We start from the raw sequence: 20,795 nt of genomic DNA, 5'->3' as shown, positions 1-20,795 counted from the left end.
CGCAGGGTGTGTCGTGGCGGCACACCCCCCTTCGGCGCGCGTGCACCATGGCCGGGCGCGTGCTACTTTCCTGCCCGCCATCCTCCACTATCCGCTGACAATGGTCGCTATCCTGCTGCTGGTTGCCGCATTCCTGTTCATGGCCATGACGCTGCCGCTCAAGGCCACGATCGCCATCGTGGTGGTCACCGTGGTGATCGGTTTCGTGGTCAAGGTGGTGGCCCGCATGGTGACCGGCGAGGACCCCACCGTGACCGAGGCGCTCAAGGCGGTATTCGTGGCGCTGCTGTTCAACGCCATTGCGGCGGCGGCGATGGGCAAGCTGACCGGCGGCTCGATGTCGGGCATCTCTACGCTGCTGACCTGGCTGGTGACCTTCGTCGCCTTCTCGCTGGGATTCGTCGTGATGCTCAAGGCCACCCTCAAGCAGAGCGCGGTGATCTCGCTTGTCTCGTCGCCAATCGCCGCGCTGATCCTGTTCGCTTCGCTGAAGGTCTGACCGCGCCGGTCAGGCCGTGACGCGCACCTTGCCGTCCTCTGACCACAGCAGCTGCACGCGCTGGCCCGGGTAGAAGCTGCCCTCGGAGGCCGGCTGCGTGATTGCCTGCAGCCTGCCGTCAGGCAGCCGCACCGTGATTTCGTAGCCGGGATGGCGCTCCACGTGCGATTCGATCTCGTGTCCCGCCAGCCCGCCGGCCAGGCCACCGGCCACGCCCGCCAGCAACGAACCATGGCCATGGCCGATCGCGCTGCCCGCCACGGCGCCCAGCAGGCCACCGCCCAGCTCACCTACCAGGCTGGAACCCTGGCTGCTGTCGTCGATCTGCACCGCGCGCACGCGCTCGACCGTGGCCATGGTCACGGTTTCGGGCAGCGAGGTCTGCCCGGCACTGTAGACGCTGCCCGGCGGCGCAAAATCGGCGCAGCCGGCGGCCAGCAGCGTGCTGGCCAGCAGCATGGCAGCCAGCGGGAAATGAACGGTGCGGCGGGTGGTGGAAAGCATGAGTGGCTCCAGTCCGGATGTTTGACTGGAGCCACTCTACGGCGGACGGCTGGCCGCCCCTTGCCGGATTGCCGGGCTTTTGCGCGTCCGCCGGGTCAGGCCCCGCTTACGCGCGGCGCGCCGTCAGCCACTTGTCGGACGCCAGCGGTTCCGTGCAAATGCGCACTTCGCCGATCTGGCCGAGGAAGCCGTTCGACGGCACGTTGCCGTAGACGCCGCCGCCCACCAGGAAGCGGCTCGCCGCGCTGACCGCCGCGATGCCGCGCGTGTTCGACGCGTTGCGCAGCACCGGCGCACCTTCCACGTACATCACGGTCTCGTTGTTCGCCGGGGTGTTCACCACGGCTACGTGGACCCACTTGTCGGCGATGATCTCGCCAGACCAGTTCGCGGCCGGGTTCTTGGTGCCGGCCGTGCTCGGCGTGACTTCCCACTGCACTTCGCGCAGGCTGGAGATGGCGAAGATCAGCGTGCTTTCGCTGCCGTCGCCGCTGCCGAAGCCGGTGACCGCGCTGCGCTGGCCCTCGCGCTCCATGATGTTCATCCAGGCGTTGTTGCCCGCCGTCCACGACGCCGGCACCTTGATGAATGCCTCGACCGTGTAGCCGTTGTCGAACGTCATCGCGTTCAGCGCGGCCGTGGTATCGGTGGCGAAGAAGCTCATGCGCTTCGGATTATTCACCGAGTTGGCGAACTTCACGCTGCCCGGCGCGGCCGACAGGTAGTGGTGGTCGTTCGACCACGTCACGTCGCCCAGCTGGGCGGCGCCGCCGTTGGCCAGCGCCTCGCGCGAGAGCGGGTTGGCGCCGGTCACGTCGTCGATCACCTGGCCCACCGGCACCGCCGCGCCATCGGCGCCGCCGAAGAAGCGCCAGTGCGCCACGGTGGATGCCACCTGCGGGTAGTCGTTGGTGTCGGCGGCGGCCTTCTTGTCGGCCACGCTGGGCTCGGTGTAGTTGGCCAGGATGGCGGCCTTGGCGCGGTCGTTGATCGGGTCGTTGCCGGCCGTGGGGATCGCGAAATCGGGGTTGAAGCGCGCGAAGCGCTTGCGGAAGTCGAAGTCGATCTCGAACTGCTGGTTCTTGTCGGTCAGCACCGCCACGTCGAACTCGTTGAGCGCCTCGGTGGGCTTCTGCGGCACCCACGGCGAGAACGAGATGATCTTGATCTTGTTGTGGGTCAGGTCGAACTCGTACAGGCGCATCAGGCCGTTGCCGCCCATGTAGGCCATCTGGTAATCGACCACCATTTCCTCGACGGCGTTGCCGAAGTCGTTGGTCTTGGTCAGATGCGCGGCGCCGTGGTAGTGGCCGTTCAGCGTCATGAAGATCTGGTCGTTGTCCCGGATCAGCTTTTCCCACAGCATCAGGCCGTACGGCACTTCCAGCGGGCTGACGCCGTCCGGGCCGATATTGAGCAGCTGGTGGGTCGAGAGGATGACCGGCACCTTGGGGTAGCGCTTGAGCACGCTGCGCGCCCAGGCGATGGCGGCGTCGGAGGCGCGCCACGACATCGACAGCACCATGAAGCGGTTGCCGTCCACCTCGAAGAAGTGGAACTCGTGGAAGCCCGACGGATCGCGGCCGCCGAAGGTGGCCTGCGCCTGCGCGCGCGTGGTGGGGAATTTCTTGAGGTACGGCTCGCTGGCCAGGTTGCGCTGGGCGTCGGTGTTCGATGCCTGGCTGCCGGCGTTGACGTAGTCCACGTCGGAAATCACGTCATGGTTGCCGGCCAGGATCGAGTAGGGCGCACGCGCGTCTTCCAGCACCTTCATGGCTTCGCCGGCAATGTCCCACTGGGCCTGCTGCCCCTGCTGGTCCACCACGTCACCGAGGTGGATCGTGAACGGGATGCGCAGGCTGGACGCATTCTGCGCGATCCACTTGGTCTGGGCGAGGAACGGCGTGGAGCCGTACTTGCGCTGGAACTGCAGGTTCTCGGCGTTGGTGGCGTAGCGCGAATAGAACTGCGTATCGGGCAGCACGGCCAGCGCGAAGCTCGATACCTTGCCCGAGGGCGTGGTGCCCGGGGTGGTGCCCGTACCGGTGCCCGGCGTCGCCGCCGGCGTGCCCGGCGCGGCATCGTCACCGCCGCCGCATGCGGCGAGCAGGGCCGAGGTGCCGCCGAGTGACACGCCCAGGCCCGCTCTCAGCAGCAGGCGGCGCTGACGGTCTGGAATGCCCTCCAGCTTTACGGTATCGATGGCGGCTTGCGGCTTGCCCGGTGTCTTGCTTTGCATTTCAACTTCCCTGTTGACCCACGAAAAGCCCGTGATTGTGGGCGCCGTCCGTGACAGGGTGTTGATCGAAATGTGACGAGTTGGTTGCGGGAGCGTTTTCCGCTTGCGGTTCCCCTCTCCCGCGGCGCGGGAGAGGGGAGAACACCATCAGCGAGCAGCCCGCTTACTCAGGCTGGATATTCGCCTCCTTGACCACCTTGCCCCACTTGTTCAGGTCCGACTGGATCAGGGTGGCGTACTGCTGCGGCGTGCCGCCCTGCACCTCGATGCCGGCCGCTTCGAGCTTGGCGCGCACCTCGGGCAGTTTCAGCGCCGCGTTGATCTCGGCGTTCAGCTTCGCCACGATCTCCTTGGGCGTGCCGGCCGGGGCGAGGAAGCCGCCGTTGGTGTTGGCGTCGTAGCCCTTGAGGCCCTGTTCGTCGGCGGTGGGCACGTTCGGCAGCGCCTTCGAGCGGTTGCGCGTGGAGACGGCCACGGCGCGGACGTGGCCGGCCTTGACCTGTTCCTGGATGGCGCTGACCGTGTCGATGTAGAGCACCGTGCGGCCCGCCACGAGATCGGGGTGCGCGGCGGCGGAGCCCTTGTACGGCACCAGCAGCGTCGGCGCGCCGCTGACCATGTGGAACATCTCGGCGGCCATCTCCTGCGCGCTGCCGCGGCCCGACGTGGCCACCTTGGCCTCGCCCGGATTGGCCTTCATCCACGTGACCAGCTCCGGCAGCGTCTTGGCGGGCACCTTCGAATAGACCGCGAACACCAGCGGAATCTCGTGCGTGTAGACGATCGGCTCGAAGCTCTTCTGCGGGTCCCAGCCCAGGTTCTTGAACAGGAACTTGTTGATGTTGTGGCTGCCGCCGACGATGCCGATCGTGTACCCGTCAGGCTTGGCGTTGGCCAGCAGCGCCGTGCCGAGGTTGTTCGACGCGCCCGGGCGGTTATCCACGATGAACGGCTGGCCGAGCTTGGTCGAGAGCTTCTCGCCCACCACGCGGGCGATCAGGTCGATGCCGCCGCCGGCCGGCGCGGGCACGATGATCGTCACGGGGCGCGCCGGGTAGTTGCCTTGCGCCGACGCCACGCCGGCCACCATGCACAGGGCGGCCGGAATGGCCAGGGTCTTGATGAGGGGGATGATTCGCATCGTTGTCTCCAATTGCGTTCTGGTCAACTTCTGTCAACTCTGGAAAAAGGGGCCGGGCGGGCTTAGCCGCGTCCGACAAAGGGCATGTGGCTCGCCATCACGGTCATCGTCAGCACGTTGGCGTCGAGCGGCAGCGACGCCATGTGCCGCACCGCGTTGGCCACGTGGCGCGCGTCCATCATCGGCTCCGGCGCCGTGGTGCCGTTGGCCTGCAGCACGCCGCGCGTCATGCGCTCGGACAGCTCGGTCAGCGCGTTGCCGATGTCGATCTGGCTGGCCACGATGTTGTAGGCGCGCCCGTCGAGCGCCAGCGCCTTGGTGATGCCGCTCACCGCATGCTTGCTGGCCGTGTAGGGCGACGTGAACGGGCGCGGCACGTGCGCCGAGATCGAGCCGTTGTTGATGATGCGGCCCCCCTGGGGCGACTGGCGGCGCATCAGGCCAAAGGCGGCCCGGGCGCACAGGAACACGCCGGTCACGTTGGTGTCGATCACGCTGAACCACTTTTCCAGTGGCAGTTCGTCGATCGGCACGGCCGGCGCGTTGACGCCGGCGTTGTTGAAGACCATGTCGAGCCGGCCGAACTCGCGTTCGATGGTGTCGAACAGCGCCTGCACGCTCTCGGGGTTGGTCACGTCGGCGGGCACGGCCATCGCGGTCTGGCCGCGCGTGGCGGCTTCGGCCACCAGTGCCTGCAGCGGCTCGGCGCGGCGCCCGGCCAGCACGACGGTCCAGCCGTCTTCAAGCAGGGCCAGCGCGGTCAGCCGGCCCACGCCGCTGCCGGCGCCGGTCACGAGCGCGATCTTTCGGGATGTGGTCACGGGGTGTCTCCTCGGTTTGTTCTCAGTTGCTTGCGTGGTTCGTCGGATCGGTCAATGGCCCACCGTCATCGCCAGGTCGCCAATGCCGGGGATGCTGGCGGTGACGGTGTCGCCCGGCTCCAGCGCGGCCACGCCGGCCGGCGTGCCGGTAAAGACGAGGTCGCCCGGCAGCAGCGTCACCGAGCGCGACAGCATCGCCACCAGTTCGGGCACGCTCCACAGCAGGCCCGACAGGTCGCCGCGCTGGCGCTCGACGCCATTCACCGCCAGGCGGATGGTCCGTTCGCGCGGATGGCCGCAGACGCTGGCCGGCACGATCGGCGTGCACGGCGCGGAAGCGTCGAACGCCTTGGCCGGCTCCCACGGGCCGCCCACCTGCTTGGCGGCCAGTTGCAGGTCGCGCCGGGTCATGTCCAGCCCCACGGCGTAGCCCCAGACGTGCTCGGCTTCCACGCGCGCCGGATCGATATCGTGTCCGCCGCGGCCGATGGCGACCACCAGTTCCACCTCGTGGCAGAACGATGCCGTGCCCAGCGGATACGGCAGCGCGCCGACTGCCGGCACCACGGCGGTGGCCGGCTTCATGAACCAGGCCGGCATCTCGGTGGGTGCGGGCTCGCCAGGCTGCCAGCGGTAGTTGCGGCCGATGCAGAACACGCGGGCCAGCGGAAAGCGGGCGCTGCTCTCGGCAACGGGCAGCCAGGGCTGCGCGGGGGGCGGAAGCACGAAGTCCGTCATGGTGGATGTGGCCAGTGGCACGTTCGGCTCAGGTGGTCAGGCTCATGGCCGGACGCTCGCCCGCCAGCGCCTGCGCCACGCTGTCGAGCACCATCTGGGCCATTGCGCCGCGTGTCTCCCAGGTGGCACTGGCACGGTGGGCCTGCAGCGTGGTGCGGTCGGAGCCGCGCAGGGCCTGCGGCACGCGCGGCTCGTCCACGAACACGTCGAGGCCCGCGCCGGCAATGCGGCCCGCTTCGATGGCGGCAACGAGATCGGGCTCGTTGACCAGCCGGCCACGCGCCACGTTGACCAGGAAGCCCTGCGGGCCCAGCGCGTCGAGCACGGCAGCATCGACGATGCCTTCGGCCTTGTCGGCGGCGGCGCACAGCACCAGCGCATCGCTGGCACGGGCCAGGTCGCGCAGGTCGGCCACGAATTCATGCGGCACGTCGTCCATGGCGCGCAGGTCGGTGTAGCGGATCGGGCAGCCGAACGCGGCGGCGCGCGTGGCCACGGCGCGGCCCACCCGGCCCATGCCGACGATGCCCACGCGCATGCCGCTGAAGCGGCGCGCCAGCGGAATTGCGCTCGGCTGCGGATGCAGTTCCCACTGACCGTCGCGCACGAAGCGGTCGCCGGCGGCGATATTGCGGCACGCGGCAATCAGCAGCCCGATGGCGAGATCCGCCACGTCCTCGGTCAGCGCGCCCAGCGTGGCCGTCACCGGCAGGCCGCGCTCGCGGCAGTACGCGGTATCCACCGCATCGGTGCCCACGCCGTTCACGGCCACCACCTTCAGCGCCGGCAACTGTTCGAGCATGGCGCGCGAGATGCCGGTGTGGCCGCCCGTGATCACCGCCTCGATGGCGCCGCCGTGCTCGCGCAGCCATGCGGCCTGATCGGCGATCTCGAAGTACTTGTGCACCGTGTACAGCGCGGCCAGTTGCTCGTTGGCGGCGGGGATGAGGATGGGGTTGAGCTGGAGTACCTGAGGTTTCATGTCCGTGTTCGTCCGGTGGCGTTGCACATTGATTGACATGGTAGGTACTACTTGATTGACAGTGCAATATTGATCTATAAAATCAACATAACTTTTTCTCGGGTGGGGTTTTCATGGGTTCCTGGATCACGATGGATGAGGTGTGCAGCCGGCTTGGCGTACGGCCGCAGACCATCTACGCCTACGTCAGCCGCGGCAAGCTCGAAGTGATGTCCGATCCTTCCGACACGCGCCGCAGTCTCTACCGGGCCGAGGATGTGGCCAGCCTGGCCCGCCGCAAGCAGGCCGGACGCAAGCACGAGACGCTGGCCACCAACACGCTGTTCGGCGCCGAGCCGAGCATTCCCACCGCGCTGTCCACGTTCGTGCGCGAGCGGCTCTACTACCGGGGCAAGGATGCGGTGGAACTGGCCGGCTCGGCCAGCGTGGAGGACGTGGCGCAGCTGCTCTGGAATGCCGAGCAGGCGCCGGATTTCTCTTGCGCGGAGCGGATCACGGCGCCGGGGCGCGTGGCCGCGTTCACGATGCTTGGCGCGCTGGCCGCCACGGGGCACTCCACGCACGGACGCATGACGCGCGTGCTGCATCAGGAAGCGCAGGGGCTGGTCGGCAAGATCGCCAACGCGTTTGGCGCGGCGCCGGGTGGCAAGCCGCTGCACCTGCGGTTCGCGCAGGGCTGGAAGCAGCCGGCGCCGGTGGCCGAATTACTACGGACCGCGATGGTGCTGCTGGTCGACCACGAACTGACCAGTTCGGCGTTCGCCGCGCGTATCGCCGCGTCCACCGGGGCCTCGCTGCCGGCCTGCCTGCTGTCGGGCATGACCACGCTGTCCGGCCCGCTGCACGGCGACGCCTCCGGCCGCGTCAAGGCGCTGTTCGACCAGGTGGAGCGCGAGGGCGAAGACCAGGTGCTGGCGCACCACCTGTCCACCGGCGTGCCGCTGGCCGGCTTCGGCCACCACCTCTACCCCGACGGCGACCCCCGCGCAACGGCGCTGCTCGCGCGCATCGAACTGCCCGAAACCATCGCCCGCTTCATCGAGAAAGCCAGCGGCCTGACCGGCCTCCAACCCAATGTCGACGTCGCGCTGGCCGCGCTGGTCACCCACTACGGCCTGCCCGCCGATGCCGCCTTCGGCCTGTTCGCCACGGCCCGCAGCGTCGGCCTGCTGGCGCACAGCCTGGAACAACTGGGAGTGGGGCAGGTGATCCGCCCGAGGGGGCGGTACGTAGGGCCGATGCCGGAGCGCACCAGCTAACCGCGCGTCTTTCTTCCCTCTCCGGCCTGCGGGAGAGGGTCCGGGAGTGAGGGCGAGCGGGTCAAACCGCGCGGCGGCATCCCGGAAATTGAGACGTTTGAGCTAGAAAACCACTGATTTCTAGCTCAAACGTCTCATATCGTCTTGCGCCGGCCTGTGCGGTCAGACCTCGGCCGCCGGCGGTTCGGCCAGCTCGTAGCTCGTGCTCCGGCCACCCCCCTCCGTTTTTCGCAGGACGCCCCGTGCGAGCAGGTCATTGATGTCGCGCAACGCGGTGTCGGCGGAGCACTTGGCGATGGCCGCCCACTTGCTGCTGGTCAGCTTGCCCTCGAAGCCGTCCAGCTGTCGGTTCAATACCTTCACTTGCCGCACGTTCAGCGGCAGCAGTGTCCACTGCCGCCAGAAACGGGCCTTGGCCAGCACGGCGTCCAGCGTCAACTGTGCCTGGCCGACGGCCGCGTGCAGCGCGACGAGGAACCAGTTCAGCCAGCCGGTCACGTCCATCGAACCTTTCTGGGTCCGTTCAAGGATCTCGTAATAGGCCTTGCGTTCGCGCTGGATCTGCGCGGAGAGGCTGTAGAAACGTTGCGGAGAGTTGTCAGCCCGGGCCAGCATCAGATCGCCGATAGCACGGGCCATCCGGCCGTTGCCGTCGTCGAACGGGTGGATGGTCACGAACCAGAGGTGCGCAAGGCCAGCGCGGATCAGCGGCGGCTCCGTCGCAGGCGATTCCACCCACTCGATGAAGCGGCGCATTTCCCGGTCGAGCCGATCCGCAGGGGGGGCCTCGAAGTGAACATGCTGGCGGCCGATCGGTCCCGATACCACCTGCATGGCGCCAGTCGCGTCGTCGCGCCAGTTGGCGACCCGGATCTTCGACAGGCCCGAGTAGCCCGTAGGAAACAGTGCCGCATGCCAGCCGCACAGCCGCTGCTGCGTGACCGGCTTCTTGAAGCCCGCCGTGGCATCGAGCACCATGTCGACCACCCCTTCCACATGGCGGTCGACCGGTGCCAGCGCACCGATATCGACGCCGAGCCGGCGTGCGATCGACGACCGCACCGATGCGACGTTCAGTTGTTCGCCCTCGATCTCGCTGGACTTCACGACATCGTCGGTCAGCGCCGCCAGGCTGGCCTGATGGCGCAGCAGCATGCCGACATCTTCCAGCCGGCCGGCCAACTCGCCCTGTGCGCGGCTGACTTCAGCCAGTGGCAGGGCCAGCGCGGCAAGGTCGTATTGCCAGGCCGGCCAGTCCTGCGCCTGCCAGATGTAGGTGTAATCGCCGTATTTCATGCGGAGATTATGGCCGCTAATCTCCGCAAGCCACAAGCTATTCACCGCAAAATCCGCGGTGAATAGCGCCATCAATCACCGCAAGCCTTCAAAACAGCGTTCAAAGATACTCATGCGGCACTTTTAGGTCCATATCAATAACTCGCCGTCACCCCCAGCCGGAACGACCTCGGGGCGCCGTAGAACGCCGAGCCGGTGCTCGTGTAGTACGTCTTGTCGAACAGGTTGTAGAGGTTCAGCGTCACGGCCACCTTCCTGGTGATCGGGTAGCGGGCCATCAGGTCGACGATGGTGTAGCTGCCCTGGGTGAAGCGCACGCGCTGCGGGCCCTGGTTCTCGGCGTAGATGCGGCTCTGCCAGCGCAGGCCGCCGCCCACGGTCAGGCCGTTGCCGATTGCGGCGATGCGGTAGGTGGTGAACAGCTTGAAGGTGTCTTCGGGCACGGTGGTGTTCAGCGGCTTGCCGTCGCGGTCCGACGAGACGTTGCGCGAGAAGCCGGCGCTGGCCTGCCAGTTGGTGGCGAGCTGGCCCGACATCTCCACTTCGAAGCCCTTGGTCTTGGCGCCCGACGCGCCGTAGTAGGCCTGCGAGCCATCGGGGGCCAGCATGCCCGGGATGGCCACGGCGAGGTTGTCCTGCTTCACCAGGTACACGGCGGCGCTGGCGTTCAGCGCGCCGTCGAAGAAGCTGGCCTTGGTGCCCGCTTCGTAGCCGTTGCCAACCAGCGGGTCGAGGAAGGCGCCGCTGACGTCGCGGTTCGACTGCGGCTTGAAGATGCTCGTGTAGCTGGCGTACGCCGAGAAGTTCTTGCTGATGTCGTAGACGATGCCCACGTACGGCGTGATCTTGCCGCGTTCGGCGCGGTTGCTGTTCTCCGAGGCCGAGCCGTCCAGGTACGACTGGGTGGTGTCGTTCTTCCAGCTCGTGATCCGCGTGCCCAGCAGCACCGAAAGCGAATCGGTCGGGCGCAGCCGTGCGGTGGCGTAGGCGCTGACGGTCTGCTCGAAGAAGTCGTAGTTGCCTTGCTGCGGGTTGTACGGGGCCGCCGGGGTGCGGCCGTCCCAGGTGTAGATGTTCGGCACCGAGCTGTTCCAGCCGTCGAACGACCAGGCGCCGAAGGTCGGGGCGTCGAACACGGTGCGGGCCAGCGTGGTGCCCACCACCAGTTCATGGGTGCGGCCGAACAGCTGGAACGGGCCGGTGGCGTAGAGGTCGAGCGAGGTCTGCTCGGGCTTGCCCATCCAGCGCGAGGCCCACAGGTTCACGCCGGCGCCCGTGGCGCGGTTCGGGTAGCCGCCGCCGGCATAGCCGAGCACTTCGTCGAACGTATTGCGGTCGTGGCTCAGCGTGCCCTTGATCTTCCAGCCGTTGGTGAAGCGGTGTTCGAGCGAGCCGAAGAACGTCTGGTTGGCGCGGTACGAATAGGCCCAGTCCGCGCCGGCCGATTTCGAGCGGGCCCAGCTGGTGGTGCCGCCATCGGCGAAGAACAGCGGCAGGCCGGAGCGGGCATGGCCGGTCAGGTCGAAGCTCTGCCACGAGAAGCCCACGGTTGCCAGCGTACGCGGCGTGAGGTCGGCCTCCACCACGCCGTAGAAGATCTCGCGGCGCTCGTGCAGGCGCTCGATATAGCTGTTGTTCTCCTGGTAGGCCGCCACGAAGCGGCCGCGTACCGTGCCGGACTTGTTGAACGGCGTGGAGACGTCGGCCTCGGCGCGGCGGTAGTCCCACGAACCGCCTTCCACGCTGGCCGACGCCTGGAACCCCGGGGTCGGCTTCTTGCGCACGAGGTTGATCGTGGCGGCCGGCGAGCCGAGCCCGTTCATCAGGCCGGTGGCGCCCCGCACCACTTCCACGTGGTCGTAGATGGCCATGTCGGCGGATTGGAACAGCGAGTTGTAGTTGCTGTTCAACTGCGGCACGCCGTCGATCTGGTAGTTCTCCACGGCAAAGCCGCGCGAATAGATCGGGCTCGAATCGGAGCCCAGGTTGCCGCTCTGGCTGATGGTCAGGCCCGGCGTCTGCTTGACCACGTCGGCCAGTTGCGTCAGGCCCTGGTCCTGCATCTGCTGGCTCGTGATGATGCTGATCGACTGCGGCGTCTCGCGCGGCGAGAGGCCGAGCCGGGTGGCGGTGCTCGAATAATCGCTGGTGTACGAGCCCGTGCCATCGGTCACGCCGTCGCGCAGGCCAGCGGCGCTGACCGTCACGGGCGCCAGCATCACGCCGCCTTCGCCACTGCCGGCGCCGGCATCGTCGGCCGCCGCCACGCCGCTGGCCGTCTCGGTGCGGCGCAGGCGATAGCCACCGCTGGCGCCGTGCACGGCTTCGAGCCGGTGCCCGGCCAGCAGCGCCGACAGGCCCGCCTCCACCGTATAGCTGCCCTGCAGGCCCGTGCTTTGCAGGCCCTGCGTGAGCGTGGGATCGACGGCGATCAGGATGCCGGCTTCCCGGCCGAAGCGTGTCAGCGTCTTGTCGAGCGGACCGGCCTCGATGGCGTACTGGCGCGCGCTGGCTGCCGTGCCCTGGGCCATGGCCACGGCGGGCAGGACGGCAACGCCCACGGGCATGGCCAGCAGCGCGGCCTGCAGGGCGCGCACGATCGGCTTGCGCGCAAGTCCGTGACCGGGAAGTCGATGAAGCATGATGCAGTGTTCCTCTGTGTTTGGGTGTGGGCGACCCGCGTGGCTCCGCTGAGAGGTCGCTATGTACTTGACCCGCGAGCCGGAGAAACCTGCCGAAAAAATCGAAAAGAATGTTGGGAGGGGTGGAACGCCTCAGCGCGGCAGCACCGTGACCCAGTAGCGCGTCAGGCTGCGGGTGCGTACCGGCAGCGCTTCCTGCAGCAGCGCGAGCACCGCGTCGGTGTCCTGCAGCGGAAACGCGCCGGACACGCTGAGCTGCGCGAGCACCGGATCGCAGCGCAGTACGCCCCGGCGGTAGCGGCCCAGTTCCGCGAGGAAGCGGGGCAGCGGCATGTCGCTGGCAACGAGCATGCCGTCGAGCCACGCCGCCTGGGCCGGATCGATCGCCACGGGCGACTCCACGGCGGTCGCCGTGAAGCGCGTCTGCGCGCCGGCGGGCAGCCGCAACGTGTTGCCACCAAGTTTTGGAGAAATTGCTACGGCGCCTTCGCTGACGGCGACGAGTACCGCGTTGTCATGGGACTGCCCGGCGTCCTGTGCCACGTCGCGCACCGTGAAGCGCGTGCCGAGCGGCGCGATACGGCCCAGCCGCGTGGCCACCTCGAACGGCCGCCCGCGCGGGTCGGGCGCGGTCACGATCTCGATCTCCCCTTCGCGCAGCAACAGTTGCCGCAGCGTGGCGCCGAAGCGCACATCGACGGCCGTGGCGGTGTTGAGCGTGACGCGCGTGCCGTCGGGCAGCGCGATCGTGCGGCGCTCGCCGGGCCGCGTGGCGTGGTCGGCCGTCATCTGGCCGAACGGCAGCGGGTCGGCCATGACCCATGCGCCGGCACCGGTCACGGCCAGCGTGCCGAGTCCGGCCAGCGTCTTCATGGCCTGGCGGCGCGAAGCCTGCGCCTTGACGCTGCCGAGCGCATGGCGGGCCATGGCCGGCGGCACCTGGCTCAGGCCGTTGCGCAACTGGTCGCCCAGGCCGGCCATGCGTTGCCAGGCCAGTTCGTGGGCGGCATCGGCGGCGCGCCAGCGGGCGCACGCGTCGTGGTCGGCGGACGATGCCTCGCCCGATTGCAGCACGGCCATCCAGTGCGCGGCCTGCGCGATGACCGAGGGCGCCGGGGCGTTCATCAGCCGTACACCGCGTGGTAGCAGTGCTCGAACGCCTTGCCCATGGCCTTCTGCACCACGTTGACCGTCACGCCGAGTGCTTCGGCGATCTCGCGGTAGGTCAGGCCATCGAGCTGGGACATCAGGAACGCTTCGCGCGTGCGCGGCGGCAGGCGGTCGAGCACGCAACTGACCGCCGTCAGCGCTTCGAGCACGAGCGCGCGGGTTTCGGGTGACGGGGAGGTGGCTTCGGGCTGGAGCGCCAGCGCTTCCAGATAGCTGCGTTCCAGCGCCAGGCGCCGGAAGTGATGCGCGGCGAGGCGGCTCGATACCGTGGTCAGGTAGGCGCGCGGCTCGCGCAGCGCGGCGGCGTCGTCGGCGTGCAGCAGCCGTGCGAAGGTGTCCTGCGCCAGGTCTGCCGCATTGTCGATATTGCCGAGCTTGCGCCACAGCAGGTTCACCAGCCAGTTGTGGTGAGCCCGATAGATCGTGGTGAAAGCTTGCCCCGCGGATGCGGTGCCGAGGTCAGCCAGGGCCATGGCGCACGTAACGTTACCGGCGTCAGGCGCCTGTCGTAATTGAGAATGATTTGCATTTTAATGGCATCGGGGCCAATGCCACAAGCGGCTTTGGCATGGTGTCGCACGTACGTGACAGGTTTTCCGGGCATCCCTGCCGGCGTCAGGGTCATGCCGCCGCGTCGCCGGCGGGGCGCTGCCAGCCGCCGCCGAGCGCCTTGTAGAGCAGCACCACGGCCTGCAGCGCCGAGAGCCGCAGCGTGGCCTGCGCGTCCTCGGCGTCGTGCAGTGTGCGCTGGGCGTCGAGCATGGTCAGCAGCGTCTCGGCCCCGGCGCGGTAGCGGTGCTCGGCCAGCACGAAGGCGCGTTGTGCCTCGCGCAGTTCCTCGTCCTGCTTCACGCGCTGCGCAGCCACGCCGTCGATCGTGTTGAGCGCCAGCTCCACGTCGGCCGTGGCCGCCACGATGGCCGCCCGGTAGTCGGCCAGCAGTTCCTCGCGGCGGGCCTCGGCCTGATCCCTGCCGGCTGCCAGCCGGCCGGCGTTGAAGACCGGCGCCAGCAGTCCGGCCGCCAGCGCGTAGGCCGGCTGGTCGAACATCAGGCGCGGACGCTCCGCCGAACCGGACACGCTGGCGTTCAGCGTCAGGCGCGGCAGCATCAGCGCGCGTGCCACGGCGATATCGGCGCGGGCGGCGGCGAGCCGCGCCTCGGCGGCGGCGAGGTCGGGCCGGCGCGCCATCAGCGCGGCGGGCAGGCCGGCCGAGACGAGCGGCACTTGCAGGCCGTCAAGCGAGGCAGTCTGCATCCCGATGTTGGCCACCGGCTGGCCCAGCAGCGTGGCCAGTGCCACCAGGCTGTCGTTGGCGCGCTGGCGCAGCAGCGCCTCGGCGCGCGCCTGGCGGGCCACGAAGCCGCGTTGCTGCGCGAGTTCGAGCAGCGTGGCCTGGCCCGCCGCGCGGCGCGCCTCGACCACGCCCAGCACGCGCCGCGCGTTCTCGGTCAGCCGCCGGGCGATCTGCACGCGCTCGCGCAGGCTGGCGGTCTGCAGCCATGCCAGCGCCACCTCGCTGGTCAGCGCCAGATGGGTGGCGTCGCGGTCGAAGCCGCTGGCGCGCCACGTGTCGAGCGCGGCGGTGCGGCCCGCGCGCACGCCGCCCCACAGGTCCACCTCGTAGCTGGCCGCGAGCCCGAGCCGGAAGCTGTTGGCCGTGGTGCCCACGGTGTCGGCGCGGTAGTAGTTGCGCTGCGCGCCGGCCTCGGCGTTCAGTTCGGGCCACAGCGGCGCGGCGGCAATCACCACCCCGGCGCGCGCCTGGCGCAGGCGCGCTTCGGCGGCGGCCAGCCCGGGGTTGTCGGCCAGCGCCTGCCCCACGAAGCCATCGAGTTCGGCACTGCCGATCGACTGCCACCAGGCCGCGCTGAGCGCATCGCGCCCGCCCGCGGCGGCAAAGCGCCAGGCGTCGGGCAGCGCCACGGGCAACGGCGCGGGTTCGGTCGGCTGGGTGGCGCAGCCGCCCAGGGCCAGCAGGAGCGCGGTCAGGGCCGCGGGTTTGCGCAGGAACATCGGAGTCAATCTCAATCGCTGTTGAGGGCCTGCACGGGGTCGAGCCGCGCGGCGTTGCGGGCCGGCATGTAGCCGAACACCAGGCCCGTGGCCACGGCGCAGCCGAAGGCGCCCACGATGGCGGTCAGGGAGAGGATGGCCGGAATGCCGGCCAGGCGCAGCGCCACGGCCACCAGCACACCGCCCACCATGCCGGCCACGCCGCCGATCACCGAAACCACCACGGCCTCGGTCATGAACTGGCGCAGGATGTCGCGCTGGCGTGCACCGGTGGCCATGCGGATGCCGATCTCGCGGGTGCGTTCGCGCACCGTCATCAGCATCACGTTCATCACGCCGATGCCGCCCACCAGCAGCGAGATCGCGGCGATCAGGCCCAGCATCATCGTCATGGTGCGCTCGGTCTCGGCGCTGGCGCGGATCGATTCGGCGCGGTTGTAGACGCGTACGTCGCGCTGGCCGCGCTGCACCGCCATGGCGTCGATGATCGCGTTCTCGGTCTGGCGGGCCTGCTGGAGCCTGCGGATCGCCACCGCCACCCAGGTCGGGTACGGCGTGCCGAACAGCCGCGCGCTGGCGGTGGAGTAGGGCACCACCACGCGGTCGTCCTCGTCGGCGTTGCCGGCCAGCGCGCCCTTTTCGGCCAGCACGCCAATCACCTGGAACGGCACGCTGTCGAGCAGGATGGTCTGGCCCACCGGGTCGGTGCCGTCCTCGAACAGCGCCGTGCGCACGCGCTTGCCGATGATCGCCACCTTGGCCAGCGTGCGCTCGTCCTCGGCGTCGAAGAACACGCCCTCGGCCAGCGGCCAGTCCAGCGCCACCTCGAAGTCGGTCGTCACGCCGCCCACCTCGGTGCGGTGGTCCACGTTGCCGCGCCGGGAGATCACGAAGCCTTCCAGGTACGGCATCGCCACCTCCACGTTGGGCAGCTCGCGCATGGTCTCCACATCGGCCAGGGACAGCGGCCCCGTGCGGTCGCGGCTGGTGACCGGCGTGGCGGCCACGTACATCTTGTTGGCGCCGAACACGGCCATCTTCTTCATGACCTGGAACTGCGAGCCGCTGCCGGCCGCCAGCATCACGATCACCGACGCCACGCCGATGATGATGCCGAGCAGCGTCAGCCCGGTGCGGAACGGGTTGATCCAGAGCACGCGCCAGGCCGCGCGCAGGGCTTCGCGCAGGTCGCCGGCCAGGCCGGTGAAGCGGTCCCCGCCGTGGCCCCGGGCGCCGAACAGCGGCGGCCAGGCGTGCGTGGCGCGCCGGGCGGCCTCCGACACCGGCGCGGTGCCGGTATCGGCAATGATCTGGCCGTCGCGGATCTCGATCACGCGGCGCGCCCGTGCGGCGATGTCGCGGTCGTGGGTGATCAGGATCACGGTGTGGCCCGCATCGGCCAGTTCCACCAGCAACTGCATCACCTCGGCGCTGCTGTGCGAATCGAGCGCGCCGGTGGGTTCGTCGGCCAGGATGATGCGCCCGCCGTTCATCAGCGCGCGCGCAATCGACACGCGCTGCTGCTGCCCGCCGGACAACTGGCCCGGCCGGTGGTCGAGGCGCTGGCCCAGCCCCAGCCGCTCCAGCAGCGCCGTGGCGCGCGACTCGCGCTCCGGCGCCGGGGTGCCGGCGTAGAGCGCGGGAATCTCCACGTTCTCGCGCGCCGATTCGGTGGCGATCAGGTGGTAGCCCTGGAACACGAAGCCGAACGCCTCGCGGCGCAGCCAGGCCAGTTCGTCGGCGCCCAGCGCGGCCACGTCGCGCCCGGCCACGTGGTAGGTGCCGGACGTGGGGCGGTCCAGGCAGCCCAGCAGGTGCATCAGCGTGGACTTGCCCGAGCCCGAGCTGCCCACGATGGCCACGAACTCGCCGGCTGCGATATCGAGCGAGACGCCGCGCAGCACCTCGGTGGCGGGCGCGCCGTCGTGCCCGCCGTACTGCTTGCGGAGGCCGCGCAGCGACAGCAGCGGAGTAGCGGCGCTCACAGGCGGAATCCCGGCATGTCGTCGTCGGGCTGGCGCTCGCGCACCACGATGCGGTCGCCCTCGCGCAGGCCATCGAGCACCTGCGCGTGCAGGCGGTCGCGCACGCCCACGCGCACGGTGCGCTCCTGCGTGCGGCCGGCGTCATCGATCACGCGCGCCGTGAACGTGTCGGTGGTGCCGGTAACCGGGCGCAGCGCCACCATCGGCGCCACGGGCACGTCGCGCGCCTCGTCCACCACGAACGAGACCTGCGCGGTCATCTGCGGCATCAGCGCATCGTCGGCGTTGTCCACGTCAAAGAGCGCGGTATAGAGCACCACCTTGCTGGCCGGCGTGGCCGGCTGGGAGGTCTGCGACGCGGCCGCCGGCGTGGCGGCCAGCGGTGGGGCCGGCAACACCTGGCGCACCTTGCTCTCCCACTTGCGCGTGCTGGCGCCGAGCGTGTTGAAGCGCGCCCGCATGCCGGGCCGCACGCGGCGCACGTCGGCCTCGGACACCTCGGTCCAGACCGTCATGGTCGACAGGTCGGCCACGCGCAGCAGCGTGGGCGTCTGGTAGGTGGCGTTCAGCGTCTGGCCCAGGCGGGCTTCCAGCGTGACCACCGTGCCCGACATCGGCGCATAGATCCGCGTGTAGCCCAGCCGCGCGATATCGCCGTTCAGCGTCGACTGGGTCTGGTCGATCTGGGCGCGCAGGCGGTCGATCCGGGCGGCGGCGGCGCGCAGCGTGGCCGTGGCGGTCTGCACGTCTTCCTCGCGCGTGGCGTCGTGGCTGGCCAGCCGGCGCTGGCGGGTCTCCTGCTGCGTGGCCAGCCAGTGCTGGGCCTGCTGCTCGGCCAGCTGGGCCTTGAGGCCGGCCAGTTCGGCGCGGCCGGCGTCCACGGTGGCGCGCGGCACGCTGGGATCGATCTCGGCCAGCAACTGGCCCTTGCTGACCTGGTCGCCCACCTTGACGTGCAGCTGCGTGATCTGGCCCGAGACCTGCGCGCCCACGTCTACATAGCTGAGCGGATGCAGCGTGCCGATGGCGGTCACGCTCTGCGTGACGGTGCCGCGTGCGATGGTGGCGGTGTCGTAGGCGGGACGCTTGCCGTTCTGCCACCAGGCGAAGGCGCCGGCGGCAACCAGCAGGAGCGCGGCGCCTGCGGCCAGGCGAACGATGGTACGGGAGTGTCGGAGTCGAATGTTCTGCATGATGGATCGATCAGGCGGCAAACAGCCATCCGCCACAACTGAGTGCCGCGGCCACGGCACCGGAAAGCGGAACGAGGCGCGGGCACCAGGTCATCAGCGCGGTGGCGGCCAGCGCGCCCACGGACACGCTGCCCACCCAGACGATGGCGCCGATGCTCAGGCCCCAGCCCTGCACGCAGGGCACGGCCAGCACGGCCAGGCAGGCCCACGCGGCGAGCCGCAGCCCGCGGGCGGCGGTGTCCGGCGGGGCCTCGCCGTAGACGCGCTCGTGGTGGCGGTCCATGGCCAGCGCGAAGCACACCATGCCGGCCACGCCGCCGCACAGCACGCTGAGGATGTAAAGCGAGGACGGGCTCATCGGCGGCCTCCGGTTGCCATGCCGGCGGCAGGCGCGCCCACGCCATGCCGGCGCCGCAGGATGGCGGTGGTCCACAGCAGCGCGGCGCCACAGGCCAGCGCGCCCAGTTCCACGCCGGCCGCGCGCCAGTCGCCGTGCCAGACGTAGCGCCCGAGGTGCCAGGGCGTGGTCAGCGCATTGAGCAGGGGCAGGCCGATGCAGAGCAACCCGGCCAGGCCCAGCTGCTGGCGCCAGGCCCGCGCTGGCGGACACGCCGCCGCGTGCAGGGCCGTGGCGGCCCAGATCGCAAAGAAGGCGCCGATCTCCCACTCGTGGCGTTCGTCCAGCGCCACCGGCAACAGCCGGTTGGCCCACAGGTAGCCGATGCAGGCGACGCAGAGCCCGGCCACGGCGGCCACGTTCAGGCGGTCGATGCCGGCGTAGACGCGCGCGCTGTGCCGGCCGAACTCGGCAAGCTTGCGGCTGCGGCGCTTGACCGAGAACAGCAGCAGGCCGGTAGCCATCACGCCGGCGCCGGCCAGCCCGGACACGAAGTAGAGCCAGTCCACCATCGCGCCGCCAAAACGCGCCAGATGCAGCGAGCGCAGCACCGACCCGGCCACGAGCGGCACCGGCGCGTCGCCGCTGCCCACCATCTCGTCGTCGTACTCGGCCGAACGGAATGCACCGCTGGCGGCGTCGTAGTGGTAGTGGTGGGCGGCCACGAAGTCGATGCCGTCGTAGTTGTGCCCGCCGCTGAACTCGACTTGCGCATTGGCGCGGCCCGGGTGCGTGATCGTGACGTGGTCGATGCGGTCTTCGGCATGGCTGTCGCGGGCCAGCCGCGCCTGCGCGTCGGCGTACATCGCCGGCAGGTCCGGCACGGCCAGCGTGCGGGCGGCGGGCGCCGGACCGGCCGCCTCGCGGAAATGCGCGCCGCCCAGCTCGCCGAACAGCGCGCGCTGGTCGGCGTAGAACAGGCGCACGCCGGCCGGCATGGTGTCCGGCCACCAGATCACCAGGCCCGTATACGAGATCACGAACAGGAACGGCAGCACCAGCACGCCCAGCGCGTTGTGAGCGTCGAGCCAGGAACGCTGGCCCTTGCGCGGCCGGAACGTGAAGAAATCGGCGAAAAAGCGCTTGTGCGTGACGATGCCGCTGACCATGGCCACCAGCAGCGCCATCGTGAAGAACGCCACGATCCAGACGCCCACCATGCCGCTGTGCAGCTCGTAGTGGAACGTGATGAAGTGGCGCCCGCCGGCAGTGTCGCGCGCCGGCGGCAGCAGGGCGCCGGTCTGGGGGTCCATGCGGATCTCCGGGCCGCGCTGCCCGGCATAGTGCAGGTGGACGGCGTAGTCCTCCTCGCCCGGCAGTTCGATCGACCACTGGGCGGCGTCGGCCGCGTTCAGCGCCAGCAGGCGCTGGGCGTGTGTCAGTGCGCGCTGCGGGTCGACGGCGGGCCGCGCGGCGGTCTGCCGCTCGGGCTGCATCCAGTGCGTGATCGGCTCGTAGAACACGCTCAGGGCGCCGGTCAGGAAGACCGCGAACAGCAGCCAGCCCATCCAGAGCCCCACCCACGTGTGCAGCCACGCCATGCGCTGGCGAAACCCCCCGGTCATGCCAGCCCCCGGGCGGCCCAGGCCAGGCCGGCCAGCATCAGCAGCAGCGCGGCGGGCGCCAGCAGCCCGAGCCACGCGGCGCGCGTGGTGCGCGCCGCGAAGGTCCAGATCACGGCGGCCGTGTAGATCGCATAGCTGAGCAGGCTCGACGCCATGACGGCGCTGGCGCGGTGGTCCGGCGCCAGCATCGCCGAGGCGACGATGGCCGACGAAGCCAGCAGATAGCCGCCAAAGATGGCGGCGAGCAGCCGGGAGAGGACAGGGAGGGCGGGCAGGGGCGGCATCTCGAAGGTCATGCGGTGCCCGTCGACATGACGGGTCTTACCCTACATGACCCGCGAGATGCCA

The 20,795-nt window shown here is 69.7% G+C and carries 18 protein-coding genes; 2 read left to right on the top strand and 16 right to left on the bottom strand.

The window, feature by feature from the left end; genetic code table 11:
- Positions 1-13 precede the first annotated feature (13 nt).
- Positions 14-499 (top strand): hypothetical protein, encoded by a 486-nt coding sequence (locus EV147_RS12700; RefSeq protein ID WP_130391534.1) that lies wholly within the window; start codon positions 14-16, stop codon positions 497-499.
- Between the two features lie 9 nt (positions 500-508).
- Here EV147_RS12700 and EV147_RS12695 read toward each other — a convergent pair whose 3' ends face one another.
- The 6 genes from EV147_RS12695 to EV147_RS12670 form a co-directional block, all read right to left on the bottom strand.
- The gene (locus EV147_RS12695; protein WP_130391533.1) at positions 509-1,003 is read right to left on the bottom strand and encodes an outer membrane lipoprotein; all 495 of its coding nucleotides are present in this window, start codon (positions 1,001-1,003) and stop codon (positions 509-511) included.
- A 106-nt stretch (positions 1,004-1,109) separates the two neighbouring features.
- Entirely contained in the window at positions 1,110-3,242 is a 2,133-nt protein-coding gene (locus tag EV147_RS12690) for a LamG-like jellyroll fold domain-containing protein (protein ID WP_130391532.1), read from the bottom strand.
- Positions 3,243-3,405: 163 nt separating this feature from the next.
- Complete coding sequence (locus EV147_RS12685) at positions 3,406-4,383, bottom strand: Bug family tripartite tricarboxylate transporter substrate binding protein (RefSeq protein ID WP_130391531.1); 978 nt, start codon at positions 4,381-4,383, stop codon at positions 3,406-3,408.
- A 62-nt stretch (positions 4,384-4,445) separates the two neighbouring features.
- Entirely contained in the window at positions 4,446-5,204 is a 759-nt protein-coding gene (locus EV147_RS12680) for an SDR family oxidoreductase (RefSeq protein WP_130391530.1), read from the bottom strand.
- Between the two features lie 51 nt (positions 5,205-5,255).
- Complete coding sequence (locus EV147_RS12675) at positions 5,256-5,942, bottom strand: fumarylacetoacetate hydrolase family protein (RefSeq protein WP_130391782.1); 687 nt, start codon at positions 5,940-5,942, stop codon at positions 5,256-5,258.
- A gap of 28 nt (positions 5,943-5,970) precedes the next feature.
- Positions 5,971-6,924 (bottom strand): 2-hydroxyacid dehydrogenase, encoded by a 954-nt coding sequence (locus EV147_RS12670; RefSeq protein WP_130391529.1) that lies wholly within the window; start codon positions 6,922-6,924, stop codon positions 5,971-5,973.
- A 113-nt stretch (positions 6,925-7,037) separates the two neighbouring features.
- On the opposite strand from EV147_RS12670, the gene EV147_RS12665 reads away from it, so the two are divergent.
- On the top strand, positions 7,038-8,183 hold the full coding sequence (locus EV147_RS12665; RefSeq protein WP_130391528.1) for a citrate/2-methylcitrate synthase: 1,146 nt from the start codon (positions 7,038-7,040) through the stop codon (positions 8,181-8,183).
- Between the two features lie 162 nt (positions 8,184-8,345).
- Here EV147_RS12665 and EV147_RS12660 read toward each other — a convergent pair whose 3' ends face one another.
- From EV147_RS12660 to EV147_RS12615, 10 genes are all read right to left on the bottom strand, one after another.
- Complete coding sequence (locus EV147_RS12660; protein WP_130391781.1) at positions 8,346-9,479, bottom strand: Fic family protein; 1,134 nt, start codon at positions 9,477-9,479, stop codon at positions 8,346-8,348.
- 134 nt (positions 9,480-9,613) lie between these two features.
- On the bottom strand, positions 9,614-12,121 hold the full coding sequence (locus EV147_RS12655; protein ID WP_130391527.1) for a TonB-dependent siderophore receptor: 2,508 nt from the start codon (positions 12,119-12,121) through the stop codon (positions 9,614-9,616).
- A gap of 132 nt (positions 12,122-12,253) precedes the next feature.
- Positions 12,254-13,246: a FecR domain-containing protein gene (locus EV147_RS12650; RefSeq protein ID WP_130391526.1), complete on the bottom strand. Its 993-nt coding sequence runs from the start codon at positions 13,244-13,246 to the stop codon at positions 12,254-12,256.
- A complete protein-coding gene (locus EV147_RS12645; RefSeq protein WP_130391525.1) occupies positions 13,246-13,764 on the bottom strand; it encodes a sigma-70 family RNA polymerase sigma factor in 519 nt (172 codons plus the stop codon). Before EV147_RS12645 ends, EV147_RS12650 begins: the two co-directional genes overlap by 1 nt.
- Before the next feature lie 148 nt (positions 13,765-13,912).
- Positions 13,913-15,307: an efflux transporter outer membrane subunit gene (locus EV147_RS12640; RefSeq protein ID WP_130391524.1), complete on the bottom strand. Its 1,395-nt coding sequence runs from the start codon at positions 15,305-15,307 to the stop codon at positions 13,913-13,915.
- A gap of 11 nt (positions 15,308-15,318) precedes the next feature.
- The gene (locus EV147_RS12635) at positions 15,319-17,292 is read right to left on the bottom strand and encodes a MacB family efflux pump subunit (RefSeq protein WP_130391523.1); all 1,974 of its coding nucleotides are present in this window, start codon (positions 17,290-17,292) and stop codon (positions 15,319-15,321) included.
- Complete coding sequence (locus tag EV147_RS12630) at positions 17,289-18,485, bottom strand: efflux RND transporter periplasmic adaptor subunit (protein ID WP_130391522.1); 1,197 nt, start codon at positions 18,483-18,485, stop codon at positions 17,289-17,291. The genes EV147_RS12635 and EV147_RS12630 overlap by 4 nt, the downstream gene beginning before the upstream one ends.
- Before the next feature lie 10 nt (positions 18,486-18,495).
- Entirely contained in the window at positions 18,496-18,843 is a 348-nt protein-coding gene (locus EV147_RS12625) for a DUF3325 domain-containing protein (RefSeq protein WP_130391521.1), read from the bottom strand.
- Positions 18,840-20,447 (bottom strand): PepSY-associated TM helix domain-containing protein, encoded by a 1,608-nt coding sequence (locus EV147_RS12620; protein ID WP_130391520.1) that lies wholly within the window; start codon positions 20,445-20,447, stop codon positions 18,840-18,842. Before EV147_RS12620 ends, EV147_RS12625 begins: the two co-directional genes overlap by 4 nt.
- Positions 20,444-20,743 carry a hypothetical protein gene (locus EV147_RS12615; protein WP_130391519.1) on the bottom strand — a complete coding sequence of 100 codons (300 nt, stop codon included), beginning with the start codon at positions 20,741-20,743 and terminating at the stop codon, positions 20,444-20,446. The genes EV147_RS12620 and EV147_RS12615 overlap by 4 nt, the downstream gene beginning before the upstream one ends.
- Positions 20,744-20,795 lie beyond the last annotated feature (52 nt).

The organism is Cupriavidus agavae (genome assembly GCF_004217045.1).
GTDB lineage: Bacteria > Pseudomonadota > Gammaproteobacteria > Burkholderiales > Burkholderiaceae > Cupriavidus > Cupriavidus agavae.
This window is presented reverse-complemented; position numbering and strand designations above follow the sequence as displayed.